16 protein-coding genes are annotated in these 18,348 nt (G+C 49.7%); 11 read left to right on the forward strand and 5 right to left on the reverse strand.

All coding sequences use genetic code 11. From position 1 onward, the window contains the following. The first annotated feature begins 126 nt into the window (after positions 1 to 126). From msrP to fis, 10 genes are all read left to right on the forward strand, one after another. Entirely contained in the window at positions 127 to 1,131 is a 1,005-nt protein-coding gene (msrP, locus tag GTPT_RS01370; protein WP_029990426.1) for a protein-methionine-sulfoxide reductase catalytic subunit MsrP, read from the forward strand. Then, positions 1,131 to 1,745, forward strand: a complete 615-nt coding sequence (locus tag GTPT_RS01375; RefSeq protein ID WP_051170757.1) for a protein-methionine-sulfoxide reductase heme-binding subunit MsrQ — start codon at positions 1,131 to 1,133, stop codon at positions 1,743 to 1,745. Before msrP ends, GTPT_RS01375 begins: the two co-directional genes overlap by 1 nt. A gap of 228 nt (positions 1,746 to 1,973) precedes the next feature. After that, on the forward strand, positions 1,974 to 2,426 hold the full coding sequence (aroQ, locus tag GTPT_RS01380) for a type II 3-dehydroquinate dehydratase (protein ID WP_025903791.1): 453 nt from the start codon (positions 1,974 to 1,976) through the stop codon (positions 2,424 to 2,426). A gap of 21 nt (positions 2,427 to 2,447) precedes the next feature. Next, positions 2,448 to 2,909, forward strand: coding sequence for an acetyl-CoA carboxylase biotin carboxyl carrier protein (accB, locus tag GTPT_RS01385; RefSeq protein ID WP_025903790.1), 462 nt, complete (start codon positions 2,448 to 2,450; stop codon positions 2,907 to 2,909). A gap of 10 nt (positions 2,910 to 2,919) precedes the next feature. Further along, entirely contained in the window at positions 2,920 to 4,269 is a 1,350-nt protein-coding gene (gene accC / locus GTPT_RS01390) for an acetyl-CoA carboxylase biotin carboxylase subunit (RefSeq protein WP_025903789.1), read from the forward strand. Between the two features lie 73 nt (positions 4,270 to 4,342). Continuing rightward, positions 4,343 to 4,585, forward strand: a complete 243-nt coding sequence (locus GTPT_RS01395) for a YhdT family protein (RefSeq protein WP_025903788.1) — start codon at positions 4,343 to 4,345, stop codon at positions 4,583 to 4,585. After that, positions 4,575 to 6,032, forward strand: coding sequence for a sodium/pantothenate symporter (gene panF, locus GTPT_RS01400; RefSeq protein ID WP_025903787.1), 1,458 nt, complete (start codon positions 4,575 to 4,577; stop codon positions 6,030 to 6,032). The genes GTPT_RS01395 and panF overlap by 11 nt, the downstream gene beginning before the upstream one ends. An 11-nt stretch (positions 6,033 to 6,043) precedes the next feature. Beyond that, the gene (gene prmA, locus GTPT_RS01405) at positions 6,044 to 6,925 is read left to right on the forward strand and encodes a 50S ribosomal protein L11 methyltransferase (RefSeq protein WP_029990428.1); all 882 of its coding nucleotides are present in this window, start codon (positions 6,044 to 6,046) and stop codon (positions 6,923 to 6,925) included. Positions 6,926 to 7,248: 323 nt separating this feature from the next. Beyond that, positions 7,249 to 8,214, forward strand: a complete 966-nt coding sequence (dusB, locus tag GTPT_RS01410) for a tRNA dihydrouridine synthase DusB (protein WP_038010645.1) — start codon at positions 7,249 to 7,251, stop codon at positions 8,212 to 8,214. Between the two features lie 24 nt (positions 8,215 to 8,238). Then, positions 8,239 to 8,535, forward strand: a complete 297-nt coding sequence (fis, locus tag GTPT_RS01415) for a DNA-binding transcriptional regulator Fis (protein WP_000462905.1) — start codon at positions 8,239 to 8,241, stop codon at positions 8,533 to 8,535. 123 nt (positions 8,536 to 8,658) lie between these two features. Here the strand turns inward: fis and GTPT_RS01420 are convergent, their stop codons facing one another. Further along, the gene (locus tag GTPT_RS01420) at positions 8,659 to 10,287 is read right to left on the reverse strand and encodes a peptide ABC transporter substrate-binding protein (RefSeq protein ID WP_029990429.1); all 1,629 of its coding nucleotides are present in this window, start codon (positions 10,285 to 10,287) and stop codon (positions 8,659 to 8,661) included. A gap of 841 nt (positions 10,288 to 11,128) precedes the next feature. Between GTPT_RS01420 and ggt the strand changes: the two genes are divergently transcribed. Further along, on the forward strand, positions 11,129 to 12,850 hold the full coding sequence (gene ggt / locus GTPT_RS01430; protein ID WP_051170759.1) for a gamma-glutamyltransferase: 1,722 nt from the start codon (positions 11,129 to 11,131) through the stop codon (positions 12,848 to 12,850). Between the two features lie 550 nt (positions 12,851 to 13,400). On the opposite strand, the gene GTPT_RS01435 is transcribed toward ggt, so the two are convergent. The 4 genes from GTPT_RS01435 to GTPT_RS01450 all read right to left on the reverse strand — a co-directional run bounded on the left by GTPT_RS01435 (position 13,401) and on the right by GTPT_RS01450 (position 18,334). Then, positions 13,401 to 14,738 carry an OprD family outer membrane porin gene (locus GTPT_RS01435; RefSeq protein ID WP_029990431.1) on the reverse strand — a complete coding sequence of 446 codons (1,338 nt, stop codon included), beginning with the start codon at positions 14,736 to 14,738 and terminating at the stop codon, positions 13,401 to 13,403. Between the two features lie 66 nt (positions 14,739 to 14,804). Further along, on the reverse strand, positions 14,805 to 15,581 hold the full coding sequence (locus tag GTPT_RS01440; RefSeq protein ID WP_029990432.1) for a histidine phosphatase family protein: 777 nt from the start codon (positions 15,579 to 15,581) through the stop codon (positions 14,805 to 14,807). 718 nt (positions 15,582 to 16,299) lie between these two features. Next, a complete protein-coding gene (locus tag GTPT_RS01445) occupies positions 16,300 to 17,211 on the reverse strand; it encodes a LysR family transcriptional regulator (RefSeq protein WP_029990433.1) in 912 nt (303 codons plus the stop codon). Between the two features lie 301 nt (positions 17,212 to 17,512). Further along, positions 17,513 to 18,334: a M55 family metallopeptidase gene (locus GTPT_RS01450; RefSeq protein WP_029990434.1), complete on the reverse strand. Its 822-nt coding sequence runs from the start codon at positions 18,332 to 18,334 to the stop codon at positions 17,513 to 17,515. Positions 18,335 to 18,348: the final 14 nt, after the last annotated feature.

Here is an 18,348-nt window from a genome sequence, read left to right on the forward strand (position 1 = left end):
AAACACATTTCTTTACGTTCCCGCCTTCCCCGCGCAGAAAAATCGCTGGCTATACTTGGTACTCTGTCGGCAGAAAGCTGGCCACCCTGTAACCCCGCACCGATGCCACCCGGAAGGGCCCTGAACATGAATAAACCGTTTAAAGAATCAGACGTAACTCCGGAGCAGGTATTCTTCTGTTCACGCCGGAAACTGCTTAAGCTGCTGGGGATCAGTAGTGCTGCCTTGTCTCTCCCTGTGACCGCCAATGCCGGTATTGCTGACTGGTTTGGAGGTTCGTCTTCCGAACCTCCGCTGGCCTCACCTCCCCGGCCGATCGATTTTACGTCCCCGGCCATGTGGCAGGCAAAGTTAACCCTGACCCCGGAACAGAAAGTCACCGGTTATAATAATTTTTATGAGTTCGGGATGGATAAAGCCGATCCTGCCGCTAATGCCCGGCAGTTTAAAACCTCGCCCTGGAATATCACGATTGACGGCGAGGTTGAGCACCCGATGACGCTGGATATGGACGATATTTTCAAAAAATTCCCGATGGAACAGCGTATCTATCGCATGCGTTGTGTCGAGGCGTGGTCAATGGTGGTGCCGTGGATAGGATTTAGTCTGGCATCATTGCTGAAGATGGCGGCCCCTACCAGTAACGCACGCTATGTTGCCTTTCAGACTCTGTATGACCCACAGCAAATGCCCGGACAGCAGGACGGGCTGAACAGTGCCGGACTACAGTACCCTTATGTCGAGGGGCTGCGTCTTGATGAAGCGATGAACCCTCTGACGCTGATGACGACCGGAGTCTATGGCAAAACATTACCGCCGCAAAATGGTGCCCCCTTGCGCCTGATCGTGCCGTGGAAATATGGCTTCAAAGGGATTAAATCCATTGTAAAAATCAGCCTGACCCGGGAACAGCCTCCTTCAACCTGGAATCTGATGGCCCCGGACGAATATGGTTTTTATGCCAATGTGAACCCGCATGTGGATCATCCTCGCTGGTCACAGGCGACAGAACGATTTATCGGCCCCGGCGGGTTGTTCGATGTGACCCGGCAGCCCACACTGATGTTTAACGGTTACGGGGAGCAGGTCGCTTCGATGTATAAGGGGATGGATTTACGGAGATATTTTTAATGGCCATCCGCGGAAATTCCGGAGCGGTACCGGTTATCCTGCTGAAATGTCTGCTGCATCTGGCCGCCTTTACGCCGTTTGTCTATCTGGTTTTTTCGGTCCGTAGCGGCGGGTTCAGTGCCGACCCGGCCAAAGATATACAACATTTTACCGGCCTCGTCGGGCTAAAGTTACTGATGGCAACCTTGCTGGTGAGCCCGCTGGCAAAAGGGTTACGCCTTCCTCCGTTACTACGATGCCGCCGGCTGCTGGGAATATGGTGTTTCACCTGGGCCACCTTACACCTGCTGAGTTATTATTTTCTGGAGCTGGGGGTGGGTAATCTGTCTTTACTGGGACAGGAAATCGTCCGACGGCCCTATCTGACATTGGGTATGATCAGTTGGGTGCTACTTTTCCTGCTGGCGATAACCTCTTTCCGACGCGTGCAAATACGCGCAGGTCAGCGCTGGCAAAAACTGCATAACAGCATCTATCTGCTGGCGATATTGATCCCCGTCCATTACTTATGGTCGGTAAAAGCTTACTCCCTGCAACCCTTTCTCTGGCTGGCTTTCGCCGTAATATTGTGTGCACTTCGCCTGAAAAAATTGTGGCGTAAAGCCGATTTATAAGTTTATCAGGTTGGCTTATTACCTCAATTTCTGTTAAAAAGTGCCGCGGACTAAGAATTGATAAACTTCGCGGATAAAACGACTAATATGCGGCGAATTGCCACGAAAGCGATATAACCGAAAAATTCTTACTCCCTGAACGCCTCTTTTTTGCCTGAATGGGTGACAAATGCAAACAGGGAGAGTATTTTACGCGTTGCCTTTATTTTTGCAGGAGATAGCCACACGATGGCAGATAACTTTCATATTTTGCTTCTCAATGGTCCGAACCTTAACTTGCTGGGCACCCGGGAGCCGGAGACCTATGGCCATACGACATTGCCGGATATCGTCAGTGAGTTAACCCATCAGGCCGGGAAACTGAATGTGAAACTGAGTCACCTGCAATCGAATGCGGAATATCAGCTGATTGACCGCATTCATGAGGCAAAAGGCAATGTGGATTACATCATTATTAATCCTGCCGCATTTACGCACACCAGCGTAGCCCTGCGGGATGCCTTGCTGGCGGTCAGTATTCCTTTTATCGAAGTGCACCTGTCTAATGTGCATGCTCGTGAACCTTTCCGCCATCATTCCTATCTCTCCGATATTGCTGCCGGTGTCATCTGCGGATTAGGTACCGACGGCTATCACTGGGCTTTACAAACGGCAGTTAAACGCCTGTCAAATTCAAATTAAACAGAGTACGGAACCACACTCATGGATATTCGTAAAATTAAAAAACTGATCGAACTTGTTGAAGAATCCGGCATCGCTGAACTTGAAATTTCAGAAGGTGAAGAATCCGTTCGCATCAGTCGTTCACCTGCCAACATGGGTTATCCGGTCATGCAGCAGGCGTATGCTGCCCCTGTTGCACCTGCTCCGGTCGCTGCCGCACCTGCTCCGGCCGCTGAACCTGCAGCCGCTGCCAGCACAGAAGTGAGCGGACATATCGTTCGTTCACCGATGGTCGGAACCTTCTACCGCACACCAAGCCCTGATGCTAAACCTTTTATTGAAGTAGGCCAGAAGGTGACTGCAGGTGAAACTCTGTGCATCGTCGAAGCAATGAAAATGATGAACCAGATTGAAGCTGACAAGTCAGGTGTTGTGAAAGCTATCCTGGTAGAAAACGGCCAACCTGTTGAATTTGACGAGCCATTGGTCGTCATCGAATAACGAGGCAACCATGCTGGAAAAAATTGTTATTGCTAACCGTGGGGAAATTGCGCTGCGTATTTTGCGTGCCTGTAAAGAACTGGGCATCAAAACCGTTGCGGTACATTCCACTGCAGATCGTGACCTGAAACATGTCCTGCTGGCAGACGAAACCGTATGCATCGGACCAGCACCTTCAGTTAAAAGCTATCTGAATATTCCTGCGCTGATTTCAGCCGCAGAAATCACCGGTGCGGATGCTATCCACCCGGGCTATGGCTTTTTGTCTGAGAATGCTGACTTCGCAGAACAGGTTGAACGTTCCGGCTTTATCTTTATCGGTCCGAAAGCCGAAACAATTCGTCTGATGGGCGATAAAGTTTCCGCGATCAACGCGATGAAGAAAGCCGGTGTTCCTTGCGTCCCGGGATCCGATGGATCACTCGGTGATGACATGAACAAAAACCGCGAAATCGCCAGACGTATCGGTTACCCGATTATCGTTAAAGCCTCCGGCGGCGGTGGCGGACGTGGTATGCGTGTTGTCCGTGGCGAAAAAGACCTGGAACAGTCCATTAATATGACCCGTGCGGAAGCGAAAGCAGCTTTCAATAACGATATGGTCTATATGGAAAAATATCTGGAAAATCCGCGTCATATCGAGATTCAGGTATTAGCCGATGGTCAGGGTCAGGCAATTTATCTGGCTGAGCGTGACTGTTCAATGCAGCGCCGTCACCAGAAGGTTGTTGAAGAAGCCCCGGCACCGGGAATTACTCCGGAACTACGTAGCTTCATCGGAACCCGTTGTACTCAGGCATGTATTGATATCGGTTACCGTGGTGCCGGTACGTTTGAGTTCCTGTTTGAAAACGGTGAGTTCTACTTTATTGAGATGAACACCCGTATTCAGGTAGAACATCCGGTGACTGAAATGATCACCGGTGTCGACCTGATCAAAGAGCAGTTGCGTATTGCCGCCGGTCTGCCACTGTCTATCCGCCAGGAAGACGTGGTCATTCGTGGTCATGCGGTAGAATGCCGTATCAACGCAGAAGATCCGAATACCTTCCTGCCAAGTCCGGGCAAAATTACCCGCTTCCACGCACCGGGTGGTTTTGGCGTACGTTGGGAATCGCATATCTATTCCGGCTATACCGTACCGCCTTACTATGACTCCATGATAGGTAAACTGATCACTTACGGTGAAACCCGCGACGTCGCGATTTCCCGTATGACCAATGCCTTAGCTGAGCTGATCGTCGATGGTATTAAAACTAACGTCGAACTGCAGCTGAAGATCATGGCTGACGAACATTTCCGTGAAGGTGGAACCAATATCCACTATCTGGAGAAAAAACTGGGGCTTCAGGAAAAGTAATTTTTTTTCTGAGTCACTGCCAAGGCCGGATTTTCCGGCCTTTATTATTTTTGTCTTTCCGTTGAGGTTAACGATGGACTCTCGTTTCAAACAAGCGCATAAGGAAGCCCGCTGGTCATTGCTTCTTGCGATTAGCTGGCTGATTGTCTGGTCAGTCAGTGCCTGGACGGGGGGAACAACACCGGGCATTTTCGGCTTTCCCCGCTGGTTCGAATTATCCTGCCTTTTTGCGCCGTTATTTTTCCTGTTTCTGTGCGCCTTAATGATCCGCTTTATTTTCCGTGATATCCCATTGGAGGATCAGGGTGAACAGTAAAATTATGCTTCCTTTACTGGGGTATCTGCTGCTTGTGGCGGCGATCTCCCTGTTTGCCATGTATCAGCAAAAAAGGGCGAAAGGCGCGTTTCTGAACGAATATTTTCTCGGCGGAAGAACGCTGGGTGGATTTCTGTTAGCCATGACCCTGACCACCGCGTATGTCAGTGCCAGCTCTTTTGTCGGTGGCCCGGGAGCCGCCTATAAATATGGCCTGGGGTGGGTTTTTCTGGCGATGGTACAGGTGCCTACCGTCTGGCTTTCATTAGGGGTGCTGGGTAAGAAGTTTGCCATTCTGGCACGCCGGTATAATGCCGTGACCCTGAATGACATTCTGTACGCCCGCTTCAAAAGCTCTCTGGTGGTATGGATTGCCAGTCTGGCGCTGTTACTGGCGTTTATAGCAGTGATGGCGGTACAGTTTATCGGCGGTGCCCGGCTGCTGGAAAGCGTTGCGGGGATCCCCTACACCCGCGGTTTGCTGATCTTTGGCGGTATCATTGCGCTCTATACTGCGCTGGGGGGCTTCCGGGCCAGCGTGCTGAATGATGCCATGCAGGGACTGGTGATGCTGGCCGGGACGTTCCTGTTACTGTTCGCGGTGCTTCATGCCGCAGGCGGGCCAGCCCATGCGGTAGCCACACTGAAAGCCATTAATCCACAGCTGATAGAGCCTGAAGGTGCAGGTAATATTATTACTGTACATCTGCTGATTTCATTCACTGTGCTGGTCTGTTTTGGCGTACTGGGACTGCCTAATACGGCAGTGCGTTGTATTTCGTACCGTGACAGTAAGGCGGTTCATCGGGGGATACTGCTCGGCACATTGGTGATGACTCTGCTGATGCTGGGAATGCATCTTGCCGGTGCGCTAGGCCGCGCGATTATCCCGGATTTGTCAGTCCCTGATCTGGTGATCCCGACGCTGATGATGAAAGTGCTGCCCCCTTTCGCTGCCGGTATCTTCCTTGCCGCACCGATGTCAGCGATAATGTCGAACGTGAATGCTCACTTACTTCAGGCATCGGCCACACTGATTAAAGATCTCTATCTGCGGATCTTCCCGGAACGTGCAGAAAATGAAGTCCATCTTCGCCGTTTATCCACCTGGCTGACACTGGCTCTGGGCATCCTGTTGATTATTACCGCATGGCACCCACCGGCGATGATTATCTGGATGAATCTGCTGGCCTTTGGCGCGCTGGAAACCGTTTTCCTCTGGCCGCTGGTGCTGGGGTTATACTGGAAATCGGCCAATGCCACCGGTGCGGTAAGCAGTATGCTGTCCGGCGCGATCAGTTATACCTTGCTGGTAAGTCTGAAAATTCCATGCTGGAACTTCCATCCGATAGTTCCTGCCCTGTTACTGAGTCTGGCCGCGTTTCTGATGGGTAACCGGCTGGGTAAACCAACACCCCGGGACATATCCCCGGCGGTGAAGCAATAAAGAGATACGCTATGCCTTGGATACAAATCAAAATTAATACCTCAGGTGCCAATGCTGAAGCAATCAGTGATGCGCTGATTGAGAATGGAGCTGTTTCAGTCACTTTTCAGGACACCCATGACAACCCGGTGTATGAGCCCCTGCCCGGTGAAACCCGCTTGTGGGGTGATACCGATGTGATTGGCTTGTTCGATGCTGAAACAGAGATGCAGCAGGTTATCGGTGTTCTGGAACACCACCCATTACTCGGGGCGGGGTTTCACCACAAAGTCGAACAAATCGAAGACAAAGACTGGGAACGCGAGTGGATGGATAACTTCCACCCGATGTGTTTCGGGAAGCGGTTATGGATTTGCCCGAGCTGGCGCGAAGTTCCGGAACCTGATGCCGTCAATGTGATGCTGGACCCGGGTCTGGCATTTGGTACCGGCACACATCCGACCACATCCCTGTGCCTGAACTGGCTGGACGGACAGGATCTGAACGGCAAAACGGTGATCGATTTCGGGTGTGGTTCCGGGATCCTGGCCATCGCAGCCCTGAAACTGGGTGCAGCTCATGCTATCGGTATCGATATTGATCCTCAGGCGATTCAGGCCAGCCGGGACAACGCGGAACGTAACGGGGTTTCAGAGCGTCTCGACCTCTATCTTCCGGAGCAACAGCCTGAAAACCTGAGCGCAGATGTTGTGGTTGCCAATATTCTGGCCGGCCCGTTACGTGAACTCGCACCCCTGATCAGCGTATTACCCGCCAGCGGCGGTAAACTGGCGTTATCCGGTATTCTGGCCAGCCAGGCAGACGATGTGTGCGACGCCTACGCGCAGAATTTTGTGCTGGACCCGGTAGCGGAAAAAGAAGAATGGTGCCGTATCACGGGACAGCGTAAATAAAAGGGTTTCCCCCTGAGAGTCAGCGGTAACATGGCTCACAGAAAGACTTCTGCGGCACATTTTATAGTGCAGATATGCTGTAAATTCTTCTGTGAGCTGTTTTTTATCCGGTACAAGCGGGGAAAAGAAAGAAAGTTTTTCAAAATCCTGACGGCAGTTCAATCCTAAGCTATTGATATAAATGAATAAGTAAATAATTTCATAGGGTGAATATCTTTTCCCTTAATCAATGGCGGTATATTGTTCAAAGTTTGGCCTTTCATCTTCACAAAAAAATGCGTAATATACGCCGCCTTGCGAACATATAAGGTCATCTCTTTCCCATGCGCATTGGACCATACCAGCTCCGAAACCGATTGATTGCTGCGCCAATGGCAGGTATTACCGACAGACCATTTCGTACGCTTTGTTTCGAAAACGGTGCAGGAATGACAGTTTCTGAGATGATGTCATCGAACCCGGAAGTCTGGGCCAGTGACAAATCCAGATTGCGTATGGTGCACTGTGATGAGCCAGGTATCCGCTCAGTACAAATAGCCGGTGGCGACCCGGATGAAATGGCAGCGGCAGCGCGGATAAACGCAGACTCCGGTGCTCAGGTCATTGATATCAATATGGGTTGTCCTGCAAAGAAAGTGAACCGAAAGATGGCTGGTTCTGCATTGCTTCAGTATCCATCGCTGGTAGAGTCCATCCTGCGGGCAGTGGTGAATGAAGTGGATGTTCCGGTCACCTTAAAGATCCGTACCGGATGGGATACCGAAAATCGCAATTGTATAGAAATTGCCCAATTGGCTGAGCGTTGTGGTATTCAGGCGTTAACTATTCACGGACGTACTCGCGCATGTCTGTTTAACGGGAACGCAGAATACGACAGCATTCGGACAGTTAAGCAGAACGTGTCCATTCCGGTTATCGCGAATGGAGACATTACTGACCCGCATAAAGCCAGGGCCGTACTGGACTACACCGGAGCTGATGCTCTGATGATTGGCCGGGCGGCTCAGGGAAGACCGTGGATCTTCCGGGAAATCCAGCATTATCTGGACACAGGGGAGCTGCTTGCACCAAAGCCACTCGCAGAGGTGAAGCAAATGCTGATTGGACATATACGGGAGCTGCACGACTTTTATGGTCACGGCAAGGGATACCGTATTGCCCGAAAACACGTTTCCTGGTATTTGCAGGAAAATGCCCCTGATGACCAGTTTCGGCGCACATTCAACGCCATAGAGGATGCCAGTGAACAGCTGGAGGCGTTGGAGGCATACTTCGAAAATCTTGCGTAAACGAAAAAAAGAGCTGAAAGAACTATGTTCGAACAACGCGTAAATTCTGACGTACTGACCGTTTCTACCGTGAATTCACAGGATCAGGTAACTCAAAAACCACTTCGTGACTCGGTTAAACAGGCACTGAAGAACTATTTTGCTCAGTTAAATGGTCAGGATGTTAATGACCTGTATGAGCTGGTACTGGCTGAAGTTGAACAGCCTCTGTTGGACATGGTGATGCAGTACACCCGTGGTAACCAGACCCGCGCAGCACTGATGATGGGTATTAACCGCGGCACCCTGCGTAAGAAACTGAAAAAATACGGTATGAACTAATCCTTCATCCCTGACGGTTTGAAAAGAAAGGCACTATCCTGACGAGGACAGTGCCTTTTTTATGTCCGTCTGTTGGCGGACAATGCGGCCCCGCCAGTGCGGCGGAGCTTCGCCCTTTCGGGGTTATTTTTTCAGATAAAGATCTTTGGTCTGGTAGAAAGCCAGGGCTGACGGAGCAAACCCACCCACTTTGGGACTGACCATATAATCCTGAGTGAGGTAGTAGATAGGGATAGCCGGGGCTTCATTTGCCGCAATATCTATCGCTTTCTGGTAATGCGCCGCGGTTTCTGCCGGAGTCTGTGCCGACTGCGCCGCAGCAATTTCATTATCATAATCCTTATTGCTGAAGTTACCGGTATTATTGGTATCTCCGCTGCGGAAGGTATTCAGGAAGGTCGAATACTCATTGTAATCCGCCCCCCAGCTGTAACGAACCAGCTGATATTGACCCTGATGCATGGTATCCAGCATCGATTTCCATTCCTGGTTCTGCAGCGAGGCTTTCACACCCAGTGCACTTTTCCACATAGAGGCGGCCGCGATGGCAATTCGCTGGTTATCAGCCCCGTTGTTATACAGCAGAGTAAAGCTCAGCGGATGAGAGTCAGAATAGCCGGCCTCTTTCAGCAGTTCGCGGGCTTTCGCGATACGCTCAGCCTGTGTCCAGTGCGCCCAGACCGGCGGGGTAATAGTCACGCCTCCCATCGACAACGGAGCCACGGTCCAGGCTGGCGTCTCTCCCATCCCTAACACTTTTTTACTGATAATATCTTTATTCAGGGCCAGATTCAGGGCCTGACGGACACGGACGTCATTGAACGGCGCACGTGCACTGTTGATATCAAAGTAGAAGACACTCAGTTCCGGTGCGACAAAGACTTCTTTAGGCCTTTCTTTCTTCATCCGTGCAAATTCAATCGCCGGGATCGTCGAGGTAATATCAATTTCACCGGCCAGATAGCGGTTCAGTTCTGCACTGCCGTCACTGATAGGTAAGAAGGTTACCTGATTTATCACTGTATGGGCATTATCCCAGTAGCGTGGATTACGCTTCAGCGTGATTTTCTCGTTAACAATCCAGTCGCTTAACTGATACGCACTGCTGCTGATCATATGGCCAGGCTGCGTCCAGGAGTCACCGTAGGTTTTGACATCTTTTTCGCTGACCGGGAACAAAGACGGGTGCGCAACAAATTGCAGGAAGTAAGACACCGGCTGATCGAGCACGACTTTTACCGTTGAGCTGTCCGGCGCATATACACCCAGCTTATCGGTCGGCATTTTTCCGTCAATGACCGCCTGTGCATTTAAGATATGCGCATTCGCGGTGAAAGAGGCATAAGGCGAGGCTGTTTTAGGATCCGATAACCGGCGCCAGCTATACACAACGTCCTGAGCCGTGATCGGAGAGCCGTCTGACCAGGTGGCTCCGGAACGGATATGGAACGTCCAGGTTTTATGATCCGAGGTTTGCCAGGAATCGGCCAGTGCCGGGATAATATGACCATTGTTTTCTACACGAACCAGACCTTCAAACAGGTCGTTAATCACTGCCATCGAACTGTTGTCTTCGACCTTATCCGGGTCAAGAGTTGCCGGCTCGGCACCATTTCCCCGTACCAGGTTTTGCGTGGCCGCCAGTTGCGTACCGGCAGGAACCACCGCCGAAAAGGCAACGGAAGAAAAACAAAGCCCGGCGAATAAAAGAGAGAGACGGGTACGGCGGGTGTGTAGTGTTTTTCCTTGCATCAATGAATACCTCTGTGAGTTTTTTATTTTATTAATAATCAATATCACAGATTAACCCGTAAGTTAAAGAGCCAGTAAAAGCACAATGCCGGCAGAAGCCGTGGCCCGGCTTTCACTTATCCCACACCCGACCGGCCGCAGACCCGCGTTATTCCTGAAAAAAGGAAACATAACGATAGTATCATGTAGCCAGAAATACCCTCTCGCTGACTTAAATACTTTTTTCTTATTTTCAAAGAAAGCAGCAGCACTGGCGCTGTTCCGGATGCATGAAAGGCAGTTATACCGGAGTGCGATAACCGTTATTTTTTATTCTTCTTATTCACACAGAATAAAATAATGACTGAAAGTTGCTGATATTTTCGGCTATAAGTTGCCGCGATGATTACCGATAAAGCCTGTCACTGATGGATCCTTTTTATCAAAACCCCCATGTCTCTGTTGTCTATGCCTTTGTAAAAAAAGCCATGGCAAACAGACAGTAGCCTGACGGATATAATACAAATATCAGCAACCAGATACTCCCGCTATAATAAAATAAATATATGACAGATAGCTCCAGGTAATAATAATAAATCCGGAAGATCCACTGCAAAATGCATTTTATCCGGTCAGTCATTCTGACAAACTACTCATTAATCCCTGCAGAATATTCCAGCGGATTATTCGATGTATCTCAGTCTGTACTTATTTAATCTTCTGTTTTTCATACGGATTTATCCCCGATACTGACTTCAGTGTGACAGCAGGTTATGTTGATAAGGAATGATAATCATAATTAAAGTGAGATATTTCTATGTTAAGGAAAGTCACGTTCTCAGCATTCGTACTCGGCTGTACGATGGGCTCGCACTTTGCGATAGCGGCATCCGCGCCGGCTGTTGAAGCAAAGCACGGGATGGTCGTCACCTCCCAGGATCTTGCAACGCAGGTCGGGGTTAATATCCTCAGGCAAGGCGGAAATGCTATTGATGCCGCCGTCGCTGTCGGTTATGCCGAAGCGGTCGTTAATCCCTGCTGCGGTAATATTGGCGGTGGGGGTTTTATGACTATCCATCTGGCCAACGGTAAGGATACGTTCATTAATTTTCGTGAAATGGCACCGGCCGGAGCCAGCGCAAATATGTATCTTGCCGCCGACGGCAATCTGATCCCGGGCGCAAGCCTCTATGGCTGGAAAGCCTCCGGGGTTCCCGGGACTGTCATGGGAATGGAAACTGCGCGTAAAGAATACGGTAAACTCAGCCGTGCACAGGATATGGCTCCGGCGATCAAGCTGGCGCGGGAAGGCTATATTCTGACACGTGCGGATACCGATATTCTGGATACGACTGTCGCCCGTTTCAGACAGGATCCGGCAGTTGCAAAAATCTTCCTGCGCCCTGACGGGACTCCCTTACAGCCAGGTGACAGACTGCGACAGACTGACCTTGCCAACACACTGGAACGGATCTCCCGCGAAGGTCCGTCAGCATTTTACAAAGGGGCTTTCCCGGCAGCCGTCGCGAAGGCTTCTGCAAAAGGGGGCGGTGTAATTAATGCGGCCGACTTTTCTGCCTATCACATTACTGAAATGGCCCCGCTGACCTGCACCTACCGTGGCTATACCTTTGTCTCTGCGCCTCCTCCAAGCTCCGGCGGGGTTACACTCTGTGAAACACTGAACATCCTTGAAGGGTTTGACCTGAAATCGATGGGCTTTGGTTCTGCGGCGATGGTCCACACGCTGGCAGAAGCTATGCGCTTAAGCTATGCCGACCGTAATACCTACCTGGGGGATCCGGCATTTGTGCATAATCCGGTCGATCAATTACTGGATAAAAAATATGCTGCCACCCTGCGTAGCAAAATTCAGGCAGATAAAGCGACCCCTTCCGATCAGGTAAAACCGGGCATTGTGAGCGGTGAAAAACCGGAAACAACCCACTACTCTATCGTCGATAGTGAAGGTAATGCCGTTTCCACAACCTATACCATTAACGGCCGGTTTGGTGCCGTTGTTATGGCTCCGGGTACCGGCGTACTGATGAATGATGAGATGGATGACTTCACCACAAAAGTCGGGGCTAAGAACCTGTACGGTCTGGTACAGGGAACTGCAAACAGTATTGCACCAGGTAAACGCCCGCTATCTTCCATGAGCCCGACGCTGGTCACCAAAGATGGCAAGATCTTCTTAGTGCTAGGATCTCCCGGTGGCTCCAGGATCATTACGATCACCCTGGAAACCGCGCTGAATATTATTGACTTCGGAATGGAGCCCCAGGAAGCCGTGAACGCACCCCGTATCCACCAGCAATGGATGCCGGATGTGGTTTATTATGAAAAAGGTGGGTTGTCTCCGGATACCTTAAATATCCTGAAAAATATGGGCTATAAGATGGTTGAACAGACCCCATGGGGTGCGGCAGAACTGATTATGGTCGGACTGCCGGGTGCTGCCGGCGTTACATCGGCTTCCAGCTCCGGTAATGACGGGGCCGTTTCCGGCAAAGTCAGGGAAGGTTATCTGTACGGTGCTAACGACGTACGCCGTCCGGCAGGATCTGCACGCGGTTACTGATCCGGTAATTATCATTTGTTAAATGGCTTTTCGGCACAATGCCTGAAGATGCTCCTGAAAGGGAAACCCGGGATAACGGGTTTCCCTTTTTAATGGATCGTCACCGCGGCTGCCCTTTCGGGCCTGTTGCATAGAACCCCGGTAAAATCTCTCCGTAAAACGCTTCAGGGCCCTGCCGGTAAAGGGATAGAAGCGAAAAGGCAGGCAGAACAATTAGTTCCGGAGACAGGAATAGCGTTTATTTACTTTACCTCTCCTGAGCCATGCAGATCCGTTAATGTATTACCAATAATACAATGGATCGGATCTACGTGATCTGCTGGTTATCGTGATGACAGATCCCTCACCTGACATAACCCACTTTTACGAGCACCCGGGTATCGCACACCCTGCCGGAAAGCCCCTTAATACCGGTAACGGACACGAACAGAACCTCCGCCTTTATAAATAGGCTTTCTGTCGCCATCCGGGTAGCCCGAAAAATACCCGCGCAGATAGACTCCGGTTATTAAAGGTACGGCCCACACGGGCTTGCCTCAGTGACTGAATATCACAATCCTTTAAACTTATATTCCAGGATAAACTCAGAGGCGAAACTCTTCGCCCGTATAGGGCGCCCGTCTGCCAGTTTCGGTGTTTTCCCGTTCAGGGTTTGATATGACCAGCCCGGCCCTACCATGGCTGACAACGACAGTACCTTTGACGATGGCTGATGCACAATCCAGCGGGTAAATGCATTAATTTCTCCGGTCACCACCGGCACAGATTGATAGCTAAAACGGGCAATACTGCCGGTAATGCCTGCGGTCAATGCCGGCGTTAACTGGTATCCCACCAGACCGGAGAGTACCGCTTCCCGATCCCTGTTGTAATCATTACCTGCTTTCGCCATTCCGTTGAACGTTCCCCGTGAATTCTTACTCATATGGAAAGGATAAGTCCCTACCCCTGACTTTTTAGCGGCCCGGGTATAGCTGGCTGCCCAGCGGAGCTGCCAGAACGGTGTAGTGGAACGGGCTTCGATCGTGAAATGTCGGGCCCGGTGATCAAAGTCTTTCTGTTGCTCCGGCATTTCCCGGTAATGGCTTAATGCCCTGGTGAGGTAGAGCTGGCTATTCAGGGTCAGCGTCGGGGTGGGCTTGACGCTGGCCTGAAAAATATGACGAGAGAGATAATCACTGCTTTCCCCCCAGGCGTATCTGAAATCTGACATCTGATTTGCCCAGCGGAGATCCAGACTACTCAATGCATTGATCGTTTTCTTGTCATTGGTCAGAAAATGTTCACTATCCGGCGAACTGCGGCTCATCGATTTCGTAACTCTTGCACCTTGCAGTGAAAGCTTGCCGTAGGCCAGGCGGCTATACCCGCCGGAATAGGTCGTCACTGACAGTCGGGAAGAATCCGAGATGACACCGATATCTTTCAGAGACAGCCATCCCCATCGTGCTTTAACACTGCGATCGTCCTGAGTGTATTGTAATCTGAGATTGCGCTGACCAAATTTATGATACCCCGAAGCATTACTTCTTTTATTTCCCTGGCCTGAATTATAAAGCACGCCACGGGAATTAAAATAATCTGTGGCACCGAGTTTGATCACGTAATTCCAGGTGGCATCAACACCGAATATCCCCGCAATATCTCCTGAGTGAAAGGCAACCATGGCTCCCTGCCCCCAGGCGTTGTGGATCCTTTTCTCCCCGCTTTCCTCTTCATTAAGTGCTTTCCAGTAGTTCTTTAATGAAATATCAATATCTGATTGTTTAAAAAAAGAGGATACGGGGGATAACATTCCCCCGCCCTCGCCTTCAGGCCGTAAAGCAATGTCCGTTGCCTGTGCACCCAGTGGGAAAATAACCACCAGCAGTCCATACCTGATATCCATATCTCTTCTCCCTGAAAGGGGCATTATCCTTTTTACTACCGATATAGAATTCCGTTAGTCAGAGACTCAATCTTCCAGGGATTTTTTCCCCGCCTCAACATATTTCAGAGTACCGGGTTCGATAACACGATATTCCCCGTTTTTATAATTAATTTTCACCACAGCAGCATTTGCGAGAGGCTTTATTGCTAATGGTTTATTCGTCAGTTCATAAACTAAATTCATTATGGTCATCCCCGAGGTCACAATAAGAATGTTTTTCTCATGCTTTTCCATACCTGCAGAAATAATACGTTTTACTGCGTCGTGGGTTCGGGCCTTCACCTGCTGATAATTTTCTGCCAGCCCCTGAGGATCTGCCGCAGCGATGGCATTCTGCAGTTGTTTAATCGACAGATTTTCCTTTGCCATTTCCTGCATCAATGCCTGACTATCCCGTAAGCACAGAACCCGCGCACTGGCATCCCTCATTTCTTCGTTACGTAACCCTTCATAACTGCCGAAAAACGACTCACGTAATCCCGATAATTCCGTCGGTATCAGTCGGGTTTTCCCGGATGTCTGCAGGATAATTTCAAGCGTACTACGCTGACGTCCGCTATCCCCGGAATAGACGCTATCAAAAGGGATATCTTTCAGCCCTGCACCCAGATAGCGTGCGATACGCTGCCCTTCCTCCGTCAGAGGCGAGTCCGCCCATCCCTGAACATGGTCTAACGTATTCAGCAGGGTTTCACCGTGACGGGCGAAATAGAGCGTGATTTCATCGGAATGACTCTCCGAAGAGGCAATACCGGGCAGCGCATTGAACATGAGAACAACAAACAACAGATATCTGCTCATTATAATTCCTTTTAAGTAATAATGGAGGAGTCATCCTGCTTACAGCTTCCTATATAAATATCACAATATCTTCCTTTGAAAATATAAACAAAAAAATCCAGATATGTATTTCCATCTTCACAGTCTGTGAGTAAAGTCAAAAATAAAAACCTGCCATTATGAAAAGTGCAATAAAACACAGAAAGATAAAATTATCTTTAGCTGGCTGAAAAACGTTAGCGATTAATAAATTTTTGAAAATAAAGTATTAATCTTATTCCCTGAAAGCAGATGATTTAACTCTTCGCAATAATCATATTCTTGCGGCTTCAATGACTGTGCTTTCAGTGTGCGATTCGTGAGTGCCGGATAGACCTTGTCTGTCACCGGAGGGGGCGTCACCGATGTTACTTCTCTATGGTACCGGGTGAACCTTTTGAGTAAAACTACCAGCCCGTAACACCATCATTACTCCTGCATTATGATCCGGACGGGTCATCCTCACATCTGTTTCATCCGTAGTCCTGTCCCTGCTGTAGGATTATGTTCACCAGTGAACTGCTGTTTATCTATGGATACGTTTAGACATATTGATAAACTCAGTGGCGGAGTTATATCCCGGTTGGCAGGGTTACAGTGTTGGCCCGTGACTGGAGCTTCTGCTGATGGCGATCTTCCTGACAAACTGCTCTACTGTCAGCCAGTAAGTCATAAACCCGGATATCAGCAGACCACAATATCAGGCTGCAGATTGTAAGAACTGTTGCTGGTACTGTACGGCGATCTCACGTAATTTTCCGCGAATGATCTGTTTGAAAGCCAGCGTTGCACGAGACTGGGGTATTCCCCTCTGGCTGACAAACATGACTTCAAAAGGCAGAGGTTCAGCGACCGGTAATATTTTCACCTGATCGGAGTAACGCCAGGCAGTGAATAGGTCAACAATACCGACACCCGCGCCCGCCAGAACCAGATCAGCAATAACAGAATATGTTTTAATAAATAATGCATTGCGAGGGCAGAGCGTATGACGTAATAAAGCCCGATGCAGAACCTTTCCTAGCGGGTCCTCCTTTTGCATCATCAGTAAATTATTCTGTGATAACCACTCCAGACTGATAGTCCCCGACCAGGGATGATTTTTTGGCAACACAGCAACTAAAGAAGACTGGAAAAGTGGCTCCGCCAATAGCCGGTGATCCACCTGCTGACCAAAAGTCAGTGCAAAATCAATTTTACCTGCCAGTAAGTCCTGGCACAGGCCATCGAAATGCCCGGTAGCCAATTCAACTTCTCCTGAGGGATGCTGACTACGATATTCTACTAATGCCGGTGTCATGACGATTTGCCCGAAAGCATGCGCCGCTCCGACACGAACCGTATCACCGGACGATTTAAGTTGAGCGGCTTTACGGGATAGCAGGGACAATTTTTCGTATATCCCGGTAATATCAGGTAGTAATTGCTGGCCTTCCGATGTCAGAAACATTCCCTGGTTCCGACGCTCAAATAACGGAAAACCAAGCTGCTGCTCAGCATAATTCAGTACCCTGCTGATGTTAGGTTGAGAGGCATTCAGCAACCTGGCCGCACCGCTAATGGAACCGGCCTGAACAATGGCATGAACTATCTCAATATGGCGTAATTTCATAACGATATTGCTCCCTACAACGTCCTGTTCCGGAAAATCCGGTATCGCTATAAAATGAAGCAATTTTCGCGCCATCATTCAATATTCATCCACGATTCCTATAATATTTCAGGCTGTGCCTGCAAAACGGCAATATCACAGTGTTACAAAGACAGTAAACGAAAACCCACTGACCCATAATCGCCAATGTGATCCATCCTCCCAACGGTGTTGCACTATAAAAGGGAACCCCGGGATGATATACAGAATTGACGCTCTATACGGAGCGTCTGTTATTCAGTGGCTCTGCAGAAAATGAAACTTAGCCCTGAGTGGCAGCCAGATAAGAAAACGTACTCAGCAGGCTGATAAGTTGTTTCATCGAAGTCGCCTGGTAGCTGACAGTGACACCATCTTCACGAATGACCCCGGGGATCAGGCTGTAAACATCTGCCAGCACCGGACGGGTAACGTTTAACTCAAGCCGGTAAGGTGCAGCCACTCGCGATACGGCAGCCTGCGAACACTGTCTGACAGCCTGTCCGGCCGCAGCGGAAATACATTCTCTGGCGGCGGCCGGGCTGAGTGATTCTGCCGCAGTATTCGCTATTGCACGCTTTACACAAGCATAGACAGTTTGCGGATAATATTCAGAAATCCAGCGTTGCAAGTGATCATCTCCGCTGGCCAGCAATAAAGGGGTGTTAAGTTCAGCGGCAGCGGCAGCATAAATATCGACTTCGCCCATCACCTGCCCATTAATCATCACTCGCCAAAAGGCTCTGCTATTAATAGTATGAGCAAGTACGCCTTTTTCACCGGCGGCGGTATGAAAACCAATACACATTATTCCATCAAAATGTTGCTGCTCCAGACCTTCAATCATAGAAAATGTCCGGGGCTTGCCCTGGACCAGACGAGCGCGGGGATCCATATTTTCGGCCCGAAGATTCGTCATCTGTGCGTGGCTGTCAGCAACAACAACTTCCGTCGCTCCTCCTCTGAAGGCTCCATCAATAGCAGCATTCACTTCCTGCTCCATTAATCCTCTGGCCATTTGATATTCAGCATGCCCCGGAGAACACTGTTCCGGTCTCATTACCCCGGCAACGCCTTCAATATCGGCTGAAATAAAGATTTTCATTGCCTGTATCCTGT

This window comes from Tatumella ptyseos ATCC 33301, assembly GCF_000735525.1.
Lineage (GTDB): Bacteria > Pseudomonadota > Gammaproteobacteria > Enterobacterales > Enterobacteriaceae > Tatumella > Tatumella ptyseos.